The sequence below is a fragment of the Salinicola sp. DM10 genome, from assembly GCF_017306975.2.
Classification (GTDB): Bacteria; Pseudomonadota; Gammaproteobacteria; order Pseudomonadales; family Halomonadaceae; genus Salinicola.
Genome location: NZ_JAFLEN020000001.1, coordinates 1424169 through 1441521 on the forward strand (window position 1 = coordinate 1424169; position 17353 = coordinate 1441521).

Here is a 17353-nt window from a genome sequence, read left to right on the forward strand (position 1 = left end):
CACTGCGGCGCCGGGGCGTGTCATCCACCGCGTCGAGGTTCCCATGCCCATACTGCAAGCCTGCGCCCACCGCATCGACAAGCGTGGCGACGACAGCCCTGCAACCCTCACCGCCGGCGAAGCGCTGCCCGCCGGCGACGCCGCGGAATCGCTGCTGGCCGCGCTGAACCAGAGCTTTCACGCCAAGCCCAAGGCGTGGGGACACTTTTCAGACCCCCAGACGGCAGCCGATGCCAGCGACGAGGACGACGCGTCTGGGACACAGGAGAGCGAGGCGCCCCCGTTCACGCCCGACGCCCAGGTCGGTGCTCAGGCGACCCCTGAGGCCGCGCCGATGCCGCCCTCGCGCTTCGCCGCCGAATTGACACGCTATCGTCGCGGCGAGCTGAACTTCACCGACTTCACCACCCAGGCGGCGCAGGATCTGCTGGCGCTGGTCGACGCCCAGCTCTCCGTCGGCGGCCAGCTCTGGTGCGTGCACAATCGCCAGGGCGAGACGGAGTTTCTGACCGTGGCGCTGCTGCACCAGCGCCACGGCTACGGCTTCGATGCGCAAGGCCAGGTGGTCGAAGTCGACCAGCTCAATCTCGGCCAGCTGATGCTGGCGGCGCGTATCGATCTGACTCAGTGGCAGCGCGGCGAGTCGCGTCAGTACATCGCCCATGTGCAGGACCGCGGCAGCAAGAAGACCGGCGAAGCCTTCCGCGAGTGGCTCGGCTGCCGTGAAGGGGTCGATGCCAGCGCCGAGACCCGCAACCTGCTCAAGGCCTTCAGCGACTACGTCGAGCACGAAGACCTCAACGAGGAGGCCAGCCGCGAGAAGACCACCACCCTGATCGACTACGCCAACGCCCAGGCCAAGCGCGGTGAGCCGATCACCCTGGACGAGCTTTCCGAGCTGGTCGACGAGAGCCAGCCCAAGGCGTTCTACGACTACATCCGCAATCAGGACTACGGGCTGGCCGCCGAGATTCCGCCGGACAAGCGCACGCTGCAGCAGTTCAAGCGCTTCACCGGCCGTGCCACCGGCGTCTCGATCAGCTTCGACTCGCACTTGCTGGGCAACAGCATCGAGTATGACGAAGAGCGCGAGCGCCTGATCATCAAGCAGATCCCGGGACAGCTGAAGGATCAGATCAAGCAGCGCGGTCAGTAACGGTACGAAAGCCCGAAGCCCCTTCCTGGCCCGGCGACCCGCCGGGCCTTGTGGCGCAACTCTCTCGCACTCCCCAGTTATCCCCCTGCTCTCCTTCCTGCCAAGCCGGCCGGCAGCGCCTGCCCCTGCTCGTTTATCGCGCTGAGCCTTAGGGTCGTCAGTTCTCCACCGCGATCGATGGCGCGAGCAATGATTCGCAAACTACTTAATTAAAGTTGTCTTAAACCATAATTACATTCCGCCGATATACGCCTTAAGCAGCAGTGTCATGCCACGTGCTGCCTACCGACGTCCAGGACAAAACCTAGAAGCGTATCCACTCGGGGGAACGAACATGAGAAGTGCGCTACACAGCGTCAAGGGCCGGCTATGCATGGGATTGGGGTTGATCATCCTGCTGCTGGTCGCGATCGGCGTGCAGGGGATCATGAGCAACCGCCAGACTCATCAGGCCATGCAGAGTATCGTCGAAGACAACACCCAGACGATGATCACGCTCGCGACGGTCAGAGCCGCGATTGCCGACAATCGCACCATCTTTGGCAAGATCGGCAGCGCCGAGCCGACACCGGCCCAGCGCCAGGCGATCACCGATAACCGTCAGCGTGCCGATGAAGCCTGGGGGCACTACTACCCGGAACTCGCCACCACCGAGATAGAGCAGAAACTATCGCGCGAATACCTCGACACCTTGACCAAGCTGCGCCAACTGGTGGATGGCGGCGCCGCGGAAACCGAAATCGACGCCGCCTATACCGAGATCTACAAGGTCGTGACCGAGCTCTACCGCCTGGCACGCGAAACGACGCTGTCCGAGTATCAGAAGAGTGTGGCGGACTACCGCACCAGCCTTTACGTGGTCTTCGCGGCCATCGGTATCAGCCTGCTGCTGGCGATCGCCATCGGATGGTGGCTGGCACGCGGCATCCTGCGCCCGCTAAAGGAAGCCACCGGCTTCTCCGCCGCCCTGGCCGAGGGCAACCTGGGCGTGCGCCTCGACGCCCGCTACCGCGACGAGTTCGGGCGCATGCTGGACGCCATGGCCGCCATGCGTGACAAGCTCACCGGCGTGATCCGCGAGGTGGCGAACAATGCACGCACCGTGGAGTCGATCTCCGCCGAACTGGCCGCGAGCAACGAGAACCTGAGCCAGCGTACCCAGGAGCAGGCCGCCAGCCTGCAGGAAACCGCCTCGGCCCTGGAGCAGATCACCAACACCGTCAGCCAGAACGCCGACAACGCCGGTCAGGCCGATACCCTAGCCAGCGAAGTCAGCACCCAGGCCAAGCAAGGCGGTGAAGTGGTCGACGAGGCGATCGGCGCCATGCGCGAGATCGACGCCTCCAGCAAGAAGATCTCCAATATTATCGGCATGATCGACGAGATCGCCTTCCAGACCAACCTGCTCGCCCTCAACGCCTCGGTCGAGGCCGCGCGTGCCGGCGAACAGGGCCGCGGCTTCGCCGTGGTCGCCCAGGAAGTACGCCAGCTCGCCAGCCGCAGCGCCGACGCCGCCGGCGAGATCAAGCAGTTGGTCTCCGAGAGCGCTCAGCGCGTGGCCCGCGGCTCCGAGCTGGTCAATCGCTCCGGTGAGACCCTGGCGCAGATCGTCACCAACGTCGAGAAGGTCACCGACCTGGTGTCCGAGATCGCCGTCGCCAGCCGCGAACAGTCCACCGGTATCCAGCAGATCAACCTGGCGGTGGGCGAGATGGACAGCGTGACCCAGCAGAACGCTACCCTGGTCGAAGAGTCGACTACCGTCACCGGCACCTTGCAGAATCAGGCCGAAATGCTGGCGCAGGAAATCAGCTTCTTCCGCGGCTTCGAAGCAGGCCAAGCGCAGCCGCGCGGCGTGCGCCCCAGCCTTGCCTCACCGGCCACGCAGCCGCGTCAGCCACAGCGCCATTCCCAGCCACAGCGCCGCCAGCCCACCCAGGAAGTGGAGGAGTGGAGCAGCTTCTGACACTCGCGCTTTCACGCCAGCGTATCCCCCAACGATGGAGGATACGCTGGCCTCCTCGTCGCTCTTTCGCCTCCGCCTCGCTGCATCTCCCCCTTCACCTATTCCTCCCCTTCACCTATTCCTCCTCTTCACCTATTCCTCATCTACCCCTCTCCACCTCGTCCTTTGCCCTCACATTGTCTATGCGCTCCGCGCATGCCATTCGTCGTCGCCAGTGAGACGTGTCGTCAATCTAGGCATGCTTCTGCCCCACCAAAAAAAGTTAATATATTAAAATATGATTATTTAAATATAATTAAACCAACAATTTTAATGGTATCTCTAATTTAGATAAGACACCTTTATTAAATAAATGCTCAACAATAATTGAATACGGCCGATAGGCTTTTCGCGGCACTGCGAGGCCTGCCGCGTATTTCCTTCCGTCAGATTACTTATATAGGAAAGAGAAAATGAGAAGTGCGCTACATAGCGTAAAAGCCCGCCTTTGTCTGGCGCTGGGCCTGATCATCCTCCTGCTGGTCGCCATCGGCGTACAGGGAATCGTGAGCAACCACCAGACCCAGCAAGCCATACGCGCGATCGTCGATGACAATGTGCAAGCGATGATAGAACTCTCCACGATACGGGGCGCCACTGGCGACAACCGTGCCCTCTTCGCCAGGGTCAAAGGCAACGTTTTTTCCAACGCCCAGCGCCAGGAGATCGAGAAGAATCGCAAACTCGTCGATGATGCCTGGAATCGCTACTCTCCTGAACTGATCTCCAGCGATGAGCAGCGCCAGAACGCGAAAGTCTTCGTTCAGCAACTGCAAGACCTGCGCCAACTGGTCGACAGCGACCACGCCAGCGATACCCAGATCAACACGGTTTACACCGACCTCTACAAGACCATCACTCAGCTCTATCTCTCGTCACGCAAGGCGACGCTGGCAAACTATCAGCAGAGCCTGGTGGACTATCGGACCAGCCGCACGATCATCATCGCCGCCATTCTGGTCGCCCTGTTGATCGCCATCGCCATCGGCTGGTGGCTGGCCCGCGGCATACTGCGCCCGCTGAAGGAAGCCACCGACTTCTCCACCGCGCTGGCCGAGGGCGATCTGGGCGTGCGCCTGAGTACCCGCTACCGGGATGAGTTCGGGCGCCTGCTGGATGCCATGGCCACCATGCGTGACAAGCTCACCGAGGTAATCCGTGACGTCTCGCACAACGCACGCACGGTAGCGTCGATCTCCGGTGAACTGGCCGCGAGCAACGAAAACCTGAGCCAGCGTACCCAGGAGCAGGCCGCCAGCCTGCAGGAGACCGCCTCGGCGCTGGAGCAGATCACCAACACCGTCAGCCAGAACGCCGACAACGCCGGCCAGGCCGATACCCTCGCCAGCGAGGTGAGCACCCAGGCCAAGCAAGGCGGTGAAGTGGTCGACGAGGCGATCGTCGCCATGCGCGAGATCGATGCCTCCAGTAAAAAGATCTCCAATATCATCGGCATGATCGACGAGATCGCCTTTCAGACCAACCTGCTCGCCCTCAACGCCTCGGTCGAGGCCGCGCGTGCCGGCGAACAGGGCCGCGGCTTCGCCGTGGTCGCCCAGGAAGTGCGTCAGCTTGCCAGCCGCAGCGCCGACGCCGCCGGCGAGATCAAGCAGCTGGTCTCAGAAAGCGCCCAGCGCGTGGCCCGCGGCTCCGAGCTGTTCAATCGCTCCGGCGAGACTCTGGCGCAGATCGTCACCAACGTGGAGAAGGTCACCGATCTGGTGTCCGAAATCGCCGTCGCCAGCCGCGAGCAGTCCACCGGTATCCAGCAGATCAACCTGGCAGTGGGCGAAATGGACAGCGTGACCCAGCAGAACGCCACTCTGGTCGAGGAGTCGACCACGGTGACCTCCAGCCTCCAGGCCCAGGCCGAGCAACTGACCCAGGGGGTGAGCTTCTTCCATGGCTTCGAAGAAGCCTCTGGGCATTCGCAAGGCATGCACGCTCGCCTTGCCTCACCGGCGACGTAGCCTCAACAACTTGGCCTCAACAAAGTGGCTTCAACAACCTGGCCTCAACAACCCCGGCGCCGCCACCTACCGGCGCCATCTGCCGATCCCTAGCGCAACCCGAGCCCCAAGAACGTTACGAATAAAGCACACAAACTCACGAAAAAAATCGAATCCTGCGAATTTCGCTCAACCTCTCTCACGGCTCGCCGATATTCATGGATGGACCGTGCCATGTGCAGTATCGACATGGCGACCCAAGGAAGGCACTACACTAGCGAGGAAGCACAGATGTCAATAATCGCAAAGAGCGTCAAGGCCCGACTGGTCTTGGCGTTGAGCATATTGATTGCACTCTTGATCGCGGTCGGCGTACAGGGCGTGCTCAGCAACCGCCAGACCCAGGAGGCGATGCGCTCGATCGTCGACGAGAACGTCCAGGCGATGATCGAACTCTCCACGGTGCGAAGCGCCACCGGCGATAACCGCACCCTCTTCGGCAAGGTCAAAGGCAACACGTTCTCCGACGCCCAGCGCCAGGAGATCGAGAAGAACCGTCAGCGTGCCGATGACGCCTGGGACCGTTATTCACCCACACTGATCTCCACCGACGCCGAGCGCGAGCTGGCCGCTACTTACGTCCAGCAGCGCCAGGCGCTGCGCAACCTGCTCGACAGTGGCAACGCCAGCGATGCGCAGATCGACGCCGGCTACGCGGGCCTCTACGGCACCATCACCCAGCTCTATCGCTCGGCACGCGAAGAAACGATGGCGAGCTATCAGCAGAGCGTGGCGGACTATCAGACCAGCCGCACGATCATCATCGCCGCCATTCTCGTGGCCCTGTTGATCGCCATCGCCATCGGCTGGTGGCTGGCACGCGGCATCCTGCGCCCGCTTCAGGAAGCCACCGATTTCTCCACCGCGCTGGCCGAGGGCAACCTGGGCGTACGCCTGAGCACCCGCTACCGCGACGAGTTCGGGCGCATGCTAGATGCCATGGCCGCCATGCGTGACAAGCTCACCGGGGTCATCCGCGAGGTGGCGCAGAACGCCCGTAACGTGGAGTCGATCTCCGGTGAACTGGCCGCGAGCAACGAAAACCTGAGCCAACGTACCCAGGAGCAGGCCGCCAGCCTGCAGGAAACCGCCTCGGCCCTGGAGCAGATCACCAACACCGTCAGCCAGAACGCCGACAACGCCGGCCAAGCCGATACCCTCGCCAGCGAAGTGAGCACCCAGGCCAAGCAAGGCGGTGAAGTGGTCGACGAGGCGATCGGCGCCATGCGCGAGATCGACGCCTCCAGCAAGGAGATCTCCAACATCATCGGCATGATCGACGAGATCGCCTTCCAGACCAATCTGCTCGCCCTCAACGCCTCGGTCGAGGCCGCGCGTGCCGGCGAACAGGGCCGCGGCTTCGCCGTGGTCGCCCAGGAAGTGCGCCAGCTCGCCAGCCGCAGCGCCGACGCCGCCGGCGAGATCAAGCAGCTGGTCTCCGAGAGCGCCCAGCGCGTGGCCCGTGGCTCCGAGCTGGTCAATCGCTCCGGTGAGACCCTGGCGCAGATCGTCACCAACGTCGAGAAGGTCACCGACCTGGTGTCCGAGATCGCCGTGGCCAGCCGCGAGCAGTCCACCGGCATCCAGCAGATCAACCTGGCGGTGGGCGAAATGGACAGCGTGACCCAGCAGAACGCCACTCTGGTCGAGGAGTCGACCACCGTGACCTCGAATCTGCAGTCTCAGGCCGAACTGCTGGCCCAAGAGGTGCGCTTCTTCCGCGGCTACGATGATGGTGCCCACCACCCTGCGAAACGCACCACCGACAGAGGCACCGCCAGCCTGGCTGCTCCGCAGCGCCAGCCGGCAACCGCCGAGCGTCAACCGCCGCGTAAGACCTCCGAGGAAGTCGAGGAGTGGAGCAGCTTCTGACGCTCGCGTCACCGGCGCATCGCTCCCCGCTTATCCGATGCGCCAATGGGTAAAACCGATCCTCCGGCAGCCACCTTGCCGGAGGATCGGGCCCCGACGATATGCCCTGACTGTCAGCGCATCGAGTGCGCACACAGACCGCCAGCCGTGACGCCAGGACTCTCTTTGGTTTCACGAGAAACCGAACGCTAATAGCCTAATTCAATCTATCTCGCTATCCGCCGATAGTTGTAGGCGGACCGTCCCATCGGCCATGTTGGTGAGGCCCATGGACGGCAATACCCCAGCGAGTGATCATGCATGTCAGTCATAGGAAGAAGCGTAAAGGCCAGGCTCGTCGTGGCACTGGGCGTATTGATCGCGCTGTTGATCGCGATCGGCGTCCAAGGCGTTATCAGCAACAGCCAAACGCAGGAGTCGATGCGCTCGATCGTCGAGAGAAACGTGCAGTCGATGATCGAGCTATCCACGCTTAGAGCAACGATCAGCGACAACCGCACGATATTCGCAGTGTCCCGTCGCCAGGAACTCTCGGCCGAGCAGCATCGTGATGTAGAGGCTAACCGCGAGCGCGGTATGGCCGCCTGGAACCGTTATTACCCCAAGCTGATCTCCAACGATGAGCAGCGCCAGCAGGCGGAAAATTTCATCCAGGCGCTGAAGCATCAGCAAAATTTAATGGGTGGCGGGAATCCCTCGGAAAGCGAGATACGTCAGAGCTACGCCAATCTCTACGCACCGATCGCCGCACTCTATGACGCTTCCCGCAAAGAGACCCTGACACGCTATCAGCAGAGCTTGGATAACTACCAGACCGGCCGCACGATCATCATCGCCGCCATTCTAGTGGCCTTGTTGATCGCCATCGCCATCGGCTGGTGGCTGGCCCGCGGCATCCTGCGCCCGCTGAAGGAAGCCACCGATTTCTCCACCGCGCTGGCCGAGGGCAACCTGGGCGTGCGGCTCGACGCCCGCTACCGCGACGAGTTCGGGCGTATGCTGGACGCCATGGCCGCCATGCGTGACAAGCTCACCGGGGTCATCCGCGAGGTGGCGCAGAACGCCCGTAACGTGGAGTCGATCTCCGGTGAACTGGCCGCGAGCAACGGAAACCTGAGCCAGCGTACCCAGGAGCAGGCCGCCAGCCTGCAGGAGACCGCCTCGGCCCTGGAGCAGATCACCAACACCGTCAGCCAGAACGCCGACAACGCCGGCCAGGCCGATACCCTCGCCAGCGAAGTGAGCACCCAGGCCAAGCAAGGCGGTGAAGTGGTCGACGAGGCGATCGGCGCCATGCGCGAGATCGACGCCTCCAGCAAGGAGATCTCCAACATCATCGGCATGATCGACGAGATCGCTTTCCAGACCAACCTGCTCGCCCTCAACGCCTCGGTGGAGGCAGCACGTGCCGGCGAACAGGGCCGCGGCTTCGCCGTGGTCGCCCAGGAAGTGCGTCAGCTCGCCAGCCGCAGCGCCGACGCCGCCGGCGAGATCAAGCAGTTGGTCTCCGAGAGCGCCCAGCGCGTGGCGCGCGGCTCGGAGCTGGTCAATCGCTCCGGTGAGACCCTGGCGCAGATCGTCACCAACGTAGAGAAGGTCACCGACCTGGTGTCCGAGATCGCCGTCGCCAGCCGCGAGCAGTCCACCGGTATCCAGCAGATCAACCTGGCGGTGGGCGAAATGGACAGCGTGACCCAGCAGAACGCCACGCTGGTCGAGGAGTCGACCACCGTGACCTCCCATCTGCAATCTCAGGCTGAACAGCTAGCCCAGGAGATCAGCTTCTTCCGTGGCTATGACGATGGCTCTCGGAAGGCTGCCCAGCGCGCCATCGGCAGCGCCACTGCCGCACTGAGCGCTCCACAACCTCAGGCGAAACCGGCCACGCGCCAGGTCTCGCGACAGTCATCGCGCCAAGCGTCGGCGGAAGTCGAGGAGTGGAGCAGCTTCTGACGCTGCATTGGCATCTAGGCGATAAGCCAGAACTAGACGTCAGAGACAACGGACGCATCCATGAACCGCTCCCTCCATAACAGGGGTTCATTCAGCAGGCGGTTCATTCAGCAGACGGTCCATTCAGCAGGCGCCCAAGGCCTGAGTCCCATAACGAAAAGGGCTCAGGCCTTTGTGGTTTTTTGCACGAAGACGAAACCGCCATATTCCCATCGAGAGCGCGAGCGAGTCTGCTGGCATGCCGGCCCGATCTGCGCTGTCACCGACTCCCGCCCTGGGTACGCGCTTCGATCCAGCCGCTATTCGTCGCCGCTGCAGGCAGAACCTGGCGCCAGCCGGGTGCCGTGGGCACGGCCAAGAGTTACACGATGAAACTCCCGGTGACAATCGATGTCACACCACTGGTTTAACGTCACCGTCTATTCACCGGCTGGCGGATTCGGTGTCTGCCAGCCAGTCACAGGAGTCGAATCGTTATGGTCAGGTTGCGTTGGTGGATTGGGATCGCATTGTGGTGTGTCGCGGCAGTGGCGCTCGCTCAGGGGCACGATGATTACGTCGGTTTGACACTGTCGACCCCCTATCCGGAACAGGCACTGGGGCTGAAAGACACCATCGACATTCCTCTCGAGATCGACAACGCCGGTCTCGACCCGCAGGCGGTGCAACTTAGCGTCGATCAACTGCCGCCGGGGTGGAAAGCCCATTTCATGGGCGACGATCGCGATATCGGCTCGGTATTCGTCGGCCACGATGCCAGCCGCACGGCGACGCTGGTGGTCGAGCCGGGCAAGGACGCCAAGGAGCAGCACAGCTATGCGTTGCGGCTGGTCGCCAACGGCGAAGGCGGACATCGTTCGACGTTGCCGCTGACGCTCACCTTCGACAAGACACCGCCGGCGGCGCTAGACATGAGCGCGACCTTGCCGACGCTCAAGGGGTCGGCTTCCACCGACTTCACCTACCACCTGACACTCGATAACAAGAGTCTCCACGCTGTCGACGTCAACCTGTCGGCGGATGCCCCCGAGGACTTCCAGGTCGATTTTTCGCCACAATACGGCGCCGAAAGCATCACCAGCCTGCCGTTGAAGGCGGGTGAGTCGAAGCAACTGGACGTCAAGGTGCACATGCCGCCACATATGGCCGCTGCCACCTACCCGATCAAGGTGCATGCCACTGCCGGCGAGTTGAACGCCAGTGTCGACCTGCAAGCGGTCGTTAGCGGTTCTCCCCGCCTGACCCTGAGCACGCCCAGCGGCCAGCTCTCCGGGTCGGTCTACGCCGGCGAGCAGACCAGTATGCAGTGGGTACTGACGAATACCGGCAGTGCACCGGCGCACAACGTGAAACTGAGCGCCGAGGCGCCCCAGCACTGGCAGGTCAAGCTTGTACCGGACACCATCGATACCCTGGCGCCCGGAGACCGAGCCAAGATCAATGCCACCCTGTCGCCTTCAGACAAGTCCCTGGCCGGTGATTTCATGGTCGGCTTCGACGCGCGTGCCGACCAGGGCGCTGCCACAGCCAGTGCCGACTATCGAGCCACCGTGTCGACCTCCACGATGTGGGGCATGGTCGGGGTGCTCATCGTGCTGGCCGCGCTGCTGGTGGTGGGCTTTGCCGTGATGAGGTTCGGCCGCCGATGAACGCATCCCCAAGACATCTCGATGCGACCGACATTCCGGTCATCCGGACCCGTGCGCTGAGCAAGCGCTATGGGCCTCACATTGCCGTGGAGGCGCTCGATCTCGACATCGCCGAAGGCGAGATCTTCGGCCTGCTGGGCCCTAACGGTGCGGGCAAGACCACCACGATACTGATGCTGCTCGGCCTCACCGAGCCCAGTGGTGGCGATATCTCGGTCGTCGGTCTCGATCCACGGCGGCGGCCGCTGTCGGTCAAGCGTCGGGTCGGCTACCTGCCCGACACCGTGGGCTTCTACGACGACATGAGCGGGCGCGAGAACCTGGGCTACAGCGCTTCGCTGATGGGATGGTCACGCCGTGCGGCACGCGCGCCGATCACGCGAGTGCTCGAGCGGGTCGGGCTGACGGAAGCCGCCGATCGACGGGTAGCGGCCTATTCCCGCGGCATGCGTCAGCGTCTCGGCCTGGCCGAGCTGCTGCTTAAGGAGCCGCAGGTGGCGATTCTCGACGAGCCCACGCTGGGGCTCGATCCGGAGGCTGCGACCTGGTTTCTGGCGACGATCCGTGATCTCAAACAGGAAGGCATGACGATCCTGCTGTCATCGCATCTGCTGGCAAAGGTCCAGACGGTCTGTGATCGGGTGGGGCTGTTCCATCGCGGGCGCATGGCGATGTGCGGCAGCGTCGCCGAGCTTGCTGACGAGGTGCTGGGGGTGACCCAGCGGGTCGATCTCGATATCGGGCTTCCCGCCACTCAGGCAGAGGCGCTGCAGGCGTCACTGCTAGGCCTCGCAGGCGTACAGCGCGTCACTCCGACCGGCAACGGCTTTCGGATCGAGACGCAGGGTGACTTGCGCAGCCGTCTGGTGCGTCGGGTCATCGATGCAGGGGGTGACGTGCACGGCGTCACGCTGCACCGACCCGGACTGGAGGAGATCTATCAGCGCTATTTCGAGGAGGCCAGCAATGCAACGTGAAGGTTCCCCCTGGACCGGTCTAGCAGCCGTCGCCGCCAAGGAGCTCGCGGATCACCTCTCGTCGACGCGAATGGTGATTCTCGAGATCCTGGTGGTGATCGCCGCCATCGGTGCCGCTTACACTGCCGGCGAGCAGCTCAAGGCGACCGTAGCCGAGAGCTCCTTCGCGTTCCTCGCCCTGTTCACCACGGCGCAGGCACCGCTGCCCTCGTTCGTCTCCTTCTTGACCTTCTTCGTTCCGCTGATTGCGATCGGGCTGGGGTTCGATGCAGTCAATGGCGAACAGAATCGGGGCACGCTGAGTCGCATCCTTTCACAGCCGATCTATCGTGATGCGTTGCTGACCGGCAAGCTGATGGCGGGCATGGGGACGCTGGCCATGGTGCTGGTCGCGCTATGGTTGCTGATCACCGGGCTGGGCATCCTGTTTTTGGGCTTGCCACCGAGTGCCGAAGCGGTCGCCCGTGGGCTCTGGTTCCTGGTCGCCACGCTGTTCTACGGCGGCGTGTGGCTGGCGGCGGCGATGTTCTTCTCGATCGTGTTTCGCCAGGCGACCACATCGGCCATGGCATCGCTGGGACTCTGGCTGTTGCTGGTGGTGCTGTGGCCATTGGCATCGCAGTTTCTGGCCCAGGCCTTGGAGCCCATTCGCTACGGTCTACCGCAGGAGCAGTTGGCGCAGTTGAACCTGGCCCACGCACTGGCACGTCTCTCTCCCAACACGCTCTACGGGGAAACCGTGACGGCGCTCCTGAACCCTTCGGTACGCACCTTGGGGCCGGTGTTCATGGCGCAACTAGAGGGGGCGATACCGGGTAGCCCACTGCCGCTGGCACAGAGTCTGCTGGTGATCTGGCCACAGTTGGTCAGCCTGATTGCCGCTACCGTGCTGCTGTTTGCGCTGGGCTATTTGGTTTTTCAGCGGCGTGAGATTCGCGCCTAGACGTGCACGGCATAGACGCTTTCATCATTGTCGATGCGCTTTCGCCATTGTCGATGTACGGCCCCCCGACAGTTGGACATTCGAACCAACCCTCGGGGTGCCTTTCATGAACTCTCGATATGACGACACGACGATACGTGAGGCTACTGGCGGCATCGCCGCACTGGCAGCATGACACCAGAAGACCCGAGCCCCACACAGTAAAGGACTCGAGTCTTGGGCGACGGTTGAATGAACCGCCCCACGGATTGGCGGTTGGTCGATCTCGTCAGGCAGGGCTACTCGCATTGTGCCCCCGGCGAGCGCATCAGTGCAGGGTCAACGCCCGCGATTGGCCTTCACGCCCGCCTCCACGCGCTCGCCGATCTTGGCATCGACATTCTTCCAGTACTCGAACACCCGCGACAGTACCGGCTCTTCGACCCCGTTGGAGACATGGCCGACGATATTGTCGACGAGACGATCACGCGCGGCGTCGTCCATCACCTTGTTGACCAGGTCGTTGGCCTGACTCCAGTCGTCATCGGCCGGGCGCAACGTATAGGCCGTGCGCACGAACTCCCCGTCGGCGGACCACACCGCATCTTCCGGGTAGCGCTGCGGATCGGCCTTGGCACCGCCCTTGCTGTTGGGGGCGTAGACCGGGTCGCTGGCGTTGTGCATGCGCATGGCGCCGCCCTTGCTGTAGCTGTGCACAGGGCAGCGCGGCGTATTGACCGGAATGTGCTTGTAGTTGACCCCCAGCCGGGCGCGGTGGGCATCGGCGTAGGAGATCGAACGCGCCAGCAGCATCTTGTCCGGCGATAGCCCGGTACCCGGGACCATGTTGTTGGGCTCGAAGGCAGCCTGTTCGATCTCGCTGTGGAAATCGGTCGGATTCTGGTCGAGCGTCATCTTGCCGACTTCGATCAGCGGATAGTCGCTGTGTGGCCAGACCTTGGTCAGGTCGAACGGGTTGATGTGGTAATCCTTGGCCTCCTCGAACGGCATCACCTGCACGTGCAGGGTCCAGGTCGGGTAGTCGCCGCGCTTGATCGCCTCGAACAGATCGCGACGGTGGTAGTCGGCATCGCTGCCGGCCATCTGATCCGCCTGCTCCTGGGTCATGCACTTGATGCCCTGGTCGGTCTTGAAGTGATACTTGACCCAGAAGCGCTCGCCTTCGGCGTTGACCCACATGTAGGTATGGCTGGAGTAGCCGTTCATGTGGCGCCAGGTGGCGGGAACGCCGCGGTCACCCATCAGCCAGGTCACCTGGTGGGCCGATTCTGGCGCCAGGGTCCAGAAATCCCACTGCATGTCGTGGTCGCGCAGGCCGTTGTCGGCACGGCGTTTCTGCGAGTGAATGAAGTGCTGGAACTTCATCGGATCGCGTACGAAGAACACGGGGGTATTGTTACCCACCATGTCGAAGTTGCCTTCCTCGGTATAGAACTTCAGCGCGAAGCCGCGCGGGTCGCGCCAGGTATCCGGGCTACCGCTCTCCCCCGCCACGGTGGAAAAACGCGCCACCATGTCGGTCTTCTTGCCCGGCTGCAGAAACTTGGCCTTGGTGTAGCGGCTGACATCCTGGGTCACCTCGAAGTGACCGAAGGCGCCGCCGCCCTTGGCGTGGGGCTGACGGTCCGGGATCATCTCACGGTTGAACGCCGCCATCTGCTCCATCAGATAATGATCATGCATGACGATGGGGCCATCCGGGCCCACCGAGAGCGCATTCTCTTCGCTCGAGACGGGGATGCCGGCATCCGTCGTCGTCGGCTTGCGGTTGTCGCTGGTCACGTTGATCTCTCCCTGTTCGACGCGGCGACGCGATGATCGCGTCGCCTCACATCTCCGCCGTGGGCCCTCGACTCGACCACGGACTCTGGGTCAGGACCAGGAAACAGTCGTGGCGATATCAGGGCGATACCAAACGGGGACAGCTTGAAGGTATAGAACCCCACGCGCCGGACTGTCCAATGCCGACTGTCGATGCCGGCATTTTTGATGCCAGCGCTGCTGATGCCAGCACCGGCGAGACCAGCTACCGGGCGATACGCCGGGCGTGATCAAGCGACGATCGACGCGCTCAGGACGACAGCTCTGAAAGGTCCGGTTCCAGGCCGCTGGCGCGGGCAAAGGTGAGAATGACCTGACGCAGGAGCTGACGCTGCTCGTCAGGCAAACCGCGGTAGACCCGCAGCACCTCGTCCTCCTCGCCGCCGACTGCGATCGCCCAGGTCGCCTGGGGCGGCTGCGAGCCATCGCAGGCTCGGGCGCCGTAGCGCAGATAGTGCGGCTCCAACCCGAGCCACCCTGCCAGCACCTGAAGCTTGTCCTGGGCAGGGATCGACTCACCGCGTAGCCATCGCCTGACGCCCTGGAACGTCATCGGCGAGCCCCAGTAGCGCAGATTGAACTCCCGCTCCAGCACCGAGGGGCGTGGCTCGTACCCAGCCGAGATCAGTGCCGCTTTCAAGCGCTCGGCAAACAAGGTCTTTTCATCCATGTGAGATAACTTGAACCATTAATTAAAATTCAGTTGCATCCCTGTTTAACCAGTCATTAAAGTGTCGATTAAACGAAGATACGGCTCATAGGCGCGCTGCCCGGCGCCCACTGATGCACCGTGACTGCGATGCGAGAGCGTTCTCACCGCGACGAAGGTTTGTTCTGTCACAGCGTCCCCCGATACGGCATGCGCTCATCCAGCGCCGGTCAGTCTTGGTTGCAGGTGAAGGTGCGGCGTGACGCGTTCGTCAGCTTAGAGAGATTTAACGTAGACACCACAAATCCGCGACTTCGTCGCAAGCATCAGCGGGAGAGTTGGCAGCACAACGATCGAAACAGTGCTGGCGTATCGCTGACAGAGTTCTGGCGTATCGCTGACAGAGTGCTGGCGTATTGCTGACAGAGTGGCGGCGTATCGCTGACAAAGCTCCACGCGATATCACCATCAGGTCACCTTCATCGAGATCTGGACGACTCACGAAAAGGCCGGGAGCGAGCCCACAGATCGCCAGGCTGAAGAACCGATAGGCCATTAAGGCTCATCGGCCGCAGGAAGGAATGACTTCAGTCGTATAGGGCAGGCAGATCGCCGGCCCGAGAAAAAGCATGGCCGTCAGTGGCCGTGACGACGCCGATGCAGCGCACGTACCTGCTGGTCGAACCCGGCCACGGGCCCCTCGACTTGGAGCCCGGGGACCACCGCGGTGATCGGCAGCGGCGCCACCGGTGGCACCGCCTGGCCCAGCTCGCCGAGCCACGTCATCAGCTGCGCTGCCGAACTGGCGTAGACGATCCGCCCCAACCCCACCCAGCCGTGCGCCGCGGCGCACATCGGGCAGTGCTCGCCGGAGGTGTAGACGGTAGCCGCGACGCGCGCTTCGGGGGAGAGATTCTCCGCCGCCCAGCGCGCCAGAGCGAACTCCGGATGGCGGGTGGCATCGCCGCCGGAGATGCGATTGCGATCCTCGGCCAATATCTCGCCGGCGTCACTCACCAGCACACTGCCGAAGGGCTCGTCGCCGGCCTCCAGCGCAGCCTCGGCCAAGGCCACCGCGCGCGCCAGGAAGCGCGCCTGGTCTATATCACTATCACTCATGCGTTCTCCTCACTGGGGATGGAAAAGCGTGCCAGCCCGAAGGCGGCGAGTTCGGGCGCCCGCGTGCCGCGTGATAGCCACTCGCCGAGCACTTCGCCCATCACGCTCGCGAACTTGAAGCCGTGGCCGGAGAAACCGCCAGCGACCACCAGCCCCGGTAGCGGCTCGTCGATCAGGAAGTGCTCGTCGGGAGTCCGAATGTACTGACATACGGCGCCGCGGCGCAGCGCCCCGACGCCGGGCAGATAGCGCGCGATCACCTGCGCCAGCTCGGGGACGTCATCCGGATGCTCGCCGAACGCCAGCAGCGGCTCTCCCGGCGCCAGCGGCTGGCCCGCGTCATGACGGCCGATCTTGAATCCGGCACCGTCGATATCGGGAAAACCGTAATAGATGCCCAGCGCATCATCGGTGAGGCTGAAGCCCGGAAAGCGCTCACGGTGATAGCACGCATCCGCGGCGTACCAGGCGAAGGTCTTGCGCACCCGTGTCAGCGGCAGCGCCACCCCCAGCGGCGCCAACAGCCCGGCCAGGTGCTGGCCGCAGGCCGCCAGCACGCGCCGGGCGCCGAAGCAGCGGCCATCGGCACAGCGAGCCAGGTACCCACCCGCCGGCAGCGCCTCGAGGGCGACCACCCGTGCGCCGGTGGCCAGGGCCACGCCGGTTTGACGCGCGAGACGCTGGCGCCAGCAGGCGAGGATACGCTCGACCCGCAGCACCCCGGCACGCGCCTCGAAGGCGCCGACATGGGTCTCGCTCAGCGCCCCACGACCGCCGCGCCAGCCTGGCCACCGCTGCGCCACCCCGGGGCCGTCGAACTGCTCCAGCGGCAGCCCGTGGTCGCGCGCGCTGGCCGCGACCTGACGCATGAAGGGCGCGGTCGCCGGGCCGAGGTTGAGTACCCCGGTCGGCAACAGCAGCGACTCGCCGGTCTCGCGCTCGAGCCGCCGCCAGCCCGCCCAGGCACGCTGGGCCAGCGCCACGTAGCCACCGCCTTCGCCATAGGCGAGCCGGATCAGCCGCGTCTCGCCATGATGGGCGCCTTGATCGTGGGGCGGGTCGTGGGCATCCAGCACCTGTACCGACTCCACCCCGCTGGCGGCCAGATGATCGGCCGCCGCCAGCCCCATACTGCCGCCACCGATGATCAGCAGCTCCGAGTGTGTCACCTGTGTCATGCCTTATCTTGTCCTTTCACAA

The 17353-nt window shown here is 63.5% G+C and carries 12 protein-coding genes; 8 read left to right on the top strand and 4 right to left on the bottom strand.

The window, feature by feature from the left end:
* Positions 1-43: 43 nt before the first annotated feature.
* From J0A90_RS06370 to J0A90_RS06405, 8 genes are all read left to right on the top strand, one after another.
* On the top strand, positions 44-1156 hold the full coding sequence (locus J0A90_RS06370; RefSeq protein WP_207032556.1) for a nucleoid-associated protein: 1113 nt from the start codon (positions 44-46) through the stop codon (positions 1154-1156).
* A 334-nt stretch (positions 1157-1490) separates the two neighbouring features.
* Positions 1491-3122, top strand: coding sequence for a methyl-accepting chemotaxis protein (locus J0A90_RS06375; RefSeq protein ID WP_233076546.1), 1632 nt, complete (start codon positions 1491-1493; stop codon positions 3120-3122).
* A 452-nt stretch (positions 3123-3574) separates the two neighbouring features.
* Complete coding sequence (locus J0A90_RS06380) at positions 3575-5131, top strand: methyl-accepting chemotaxis protein (protein ID WP_233076548.1); 1557 nt, start codon at positions 3575-3577, stop codon at positions 5129-5131.
* A gap of 270 nt (positions 5132-5401) precedes the next feature.
* A complete protein-coding gene (locus tag J0A90_RS06385; protein WP_233076550.1) occupies positions 5402-7042 on the top strand; it encodes a methyl-accepting chemotaxis protein in 1641 nt (546 codons plus the stop codon).
* 300 nt (positions 7043-7342) lie between these two features.
* The gene (locus tag J0A90_RS06390; protein WP_233076552.1) at positions 7343-8995 is read left to right on the top strand and encodes a methyl-accepting chemotaxis protein; all 1653 of its coding nucleotides are present in this window, start codon (positions 7343-7345) and stop codon (positions 8993-8995) included.
* A gap of 563 nt (positions 8996-9558) precedes the next feature.
* On the top strand, positions 9559-10644 hold the full coding sequence (locus tag J0A90_RS06395; RefSeq protein WP_207032568.1) for an NEW3 domain-containing protein: 1086 nt from the start codon (positions 9559-9561) through the stop codon (positions 10642-10644).
* Complete coding sequence (locus J0A90_RS06400; protein WP_207032570.1) at positions 10641-11621, top strand: ABC transporter ATP-binding protein; 981 nt, start codon at positions 10641-10643, stop codon at positions 11619-11621. Before J0A90_RS06395 ends, J0A90_RS06400 begins: the two co-directional genes overlap by 4 nt.
* Positions 11611-12564, top strand: coding sequence for an ABC transporter permease (locus J0A90_RS06405; RefSeq protein WP_207032571.1), 954 nt, complete (start codon positions 11611-11613; stop codon positions 12562-12564). The genes J0A90_RS06400 and J0A90_RS06405 overlap by 11 nt, the downstream gene beginning before the upstream one ends.
* 318 nt (positions 12565-12882) lie before the next feature.
* On the opposite strand, the gene J0A90_RS06410 is transcribed toward J0A90_RS06405, so the two are convergent.
* The 4 genes from J0A90_RS06410 to solA form a co-directional block, all read right to left on the bottom strand.
* Complete coding sequence (locus tag J0A90_RS06410) at positions 12883-14346, bottom strand: catalase (RefSeq protein WP_207032572.1); 1464 nt, start codon at positions 14344-14346, stop codon at positions 12883-12885.
* A 289-nt stretch (positions 14347-14635) separates the two neighbouring features.
* Positions 14636-15055 carry a transcriptional regulator gene (locus tag J0A90_RS06415; protein ID WP_207032576.1) on the bottom strand — a complete coding sequence of 140 codons (420 nt, stop codon included), beginning with the start codon at positions 15053-15055 and terminating at the stop codon, positions 14636-14638.
* A 615-nt stretch (positions 15056-15670) separates the two neighbouring features.
* Positions 15671-16153 (bottom strand): nucleoside deaminase, encoded by a 483-nt coding sequence (locus J0A90_RS06420; RefSeq protein ID WP_207032578.1) that lies wholly within the window; start codon positions 16151-16153, stop codon positions 15671-15673.
* Positions 16150-17331 (bottom strand): N-methyl-L-tryptophan oxidase, encoded by a 1182-nt coding sequence (solA, locus tag J0A90_RS06425; RefSeq protein WP_207032580.1) that lies wholly within the window; start codon positions 17329-17331, stop codon positions 16150-16152. The genes J0A90_RS06420 and solA overlap by 4 nt, the downstream gene beginning before the upstream one ends.
* Positions 17332-17353 lie beyond the last annotated feature (22 nt).

Bases quoted from the DNA above. Each gene is read 5' to 3' on its own strand.
- J0A90_RS06385 (WP_233076550.1), top strand. From the start codon at position 5,402: ATGTCAATAATCGCAAAGAGCGTCAAGGCCCGACTGGTCTTGGCGTTG.
- J0A90_RS06405 (WP_207032571.1), top strand. From the start codon at position 11,611: ATGCAACGTGAAGGTTCCCCCTGGACCGGTCTAGCAGCCGTCGCCGCC.
- J0A90_RS06390 (WP_233076552.1), top strand. From the start codon at position 7,343: ATGTCAGTCATAGGAAGAAGCGTAAAGGCCAGGCTCGTCGTGGCACTG.
- solA (WP_207032580.1), bottom strand. From the start codon at position 17,331: ATGACACAGGTGACACACTCGGAGCTGCTGATCATCGGTGGCGGCAGT.
- J0A90_RS06415 (WP_207032576.1), bottom strand. From the start codon at position 15,055: ATGGATGAAAAGACCTTGTTTGCCGAGCGCTTGAAAGCGGCACTGATC.
- J0A90_RS06400 (WP_207032570.1), top strand. From the start codon at position 10,641: ATGAACGCATCCCCAAGACATCTCGATGCGACCGACATTCCGGTCATC.
- J0A90_RS06420 (WP_207032578.1), bottom strand. From the start codon at position 16,153: ATGAGTGATAGTGATATAGACCAGGCGCGCTTCCTGGCGCGCGCGGTG.
- J0A90_RS06380 (WP_233076548.1), top strand. From the start codon at position 3,575: ATGAGAAGTGCGCTACATAGCGTAAAAGCCCGCCTTTGTCTGGCGCTG.
- J0A90_RS06370 (WP_207032556.1), top strand. From the start codon at position 44: ATGCCCATACTGCAAGCCTGCGCCCACCGCATCGACAAGCGTGGCGAC.
- J0A90_RS06375 (WP_233076546.1), top strand. From the start codon at position 1,491: ATGAGAAGTGCGCTACACAGCGTCAAGGGCCGGCTATGCATGGGATTG.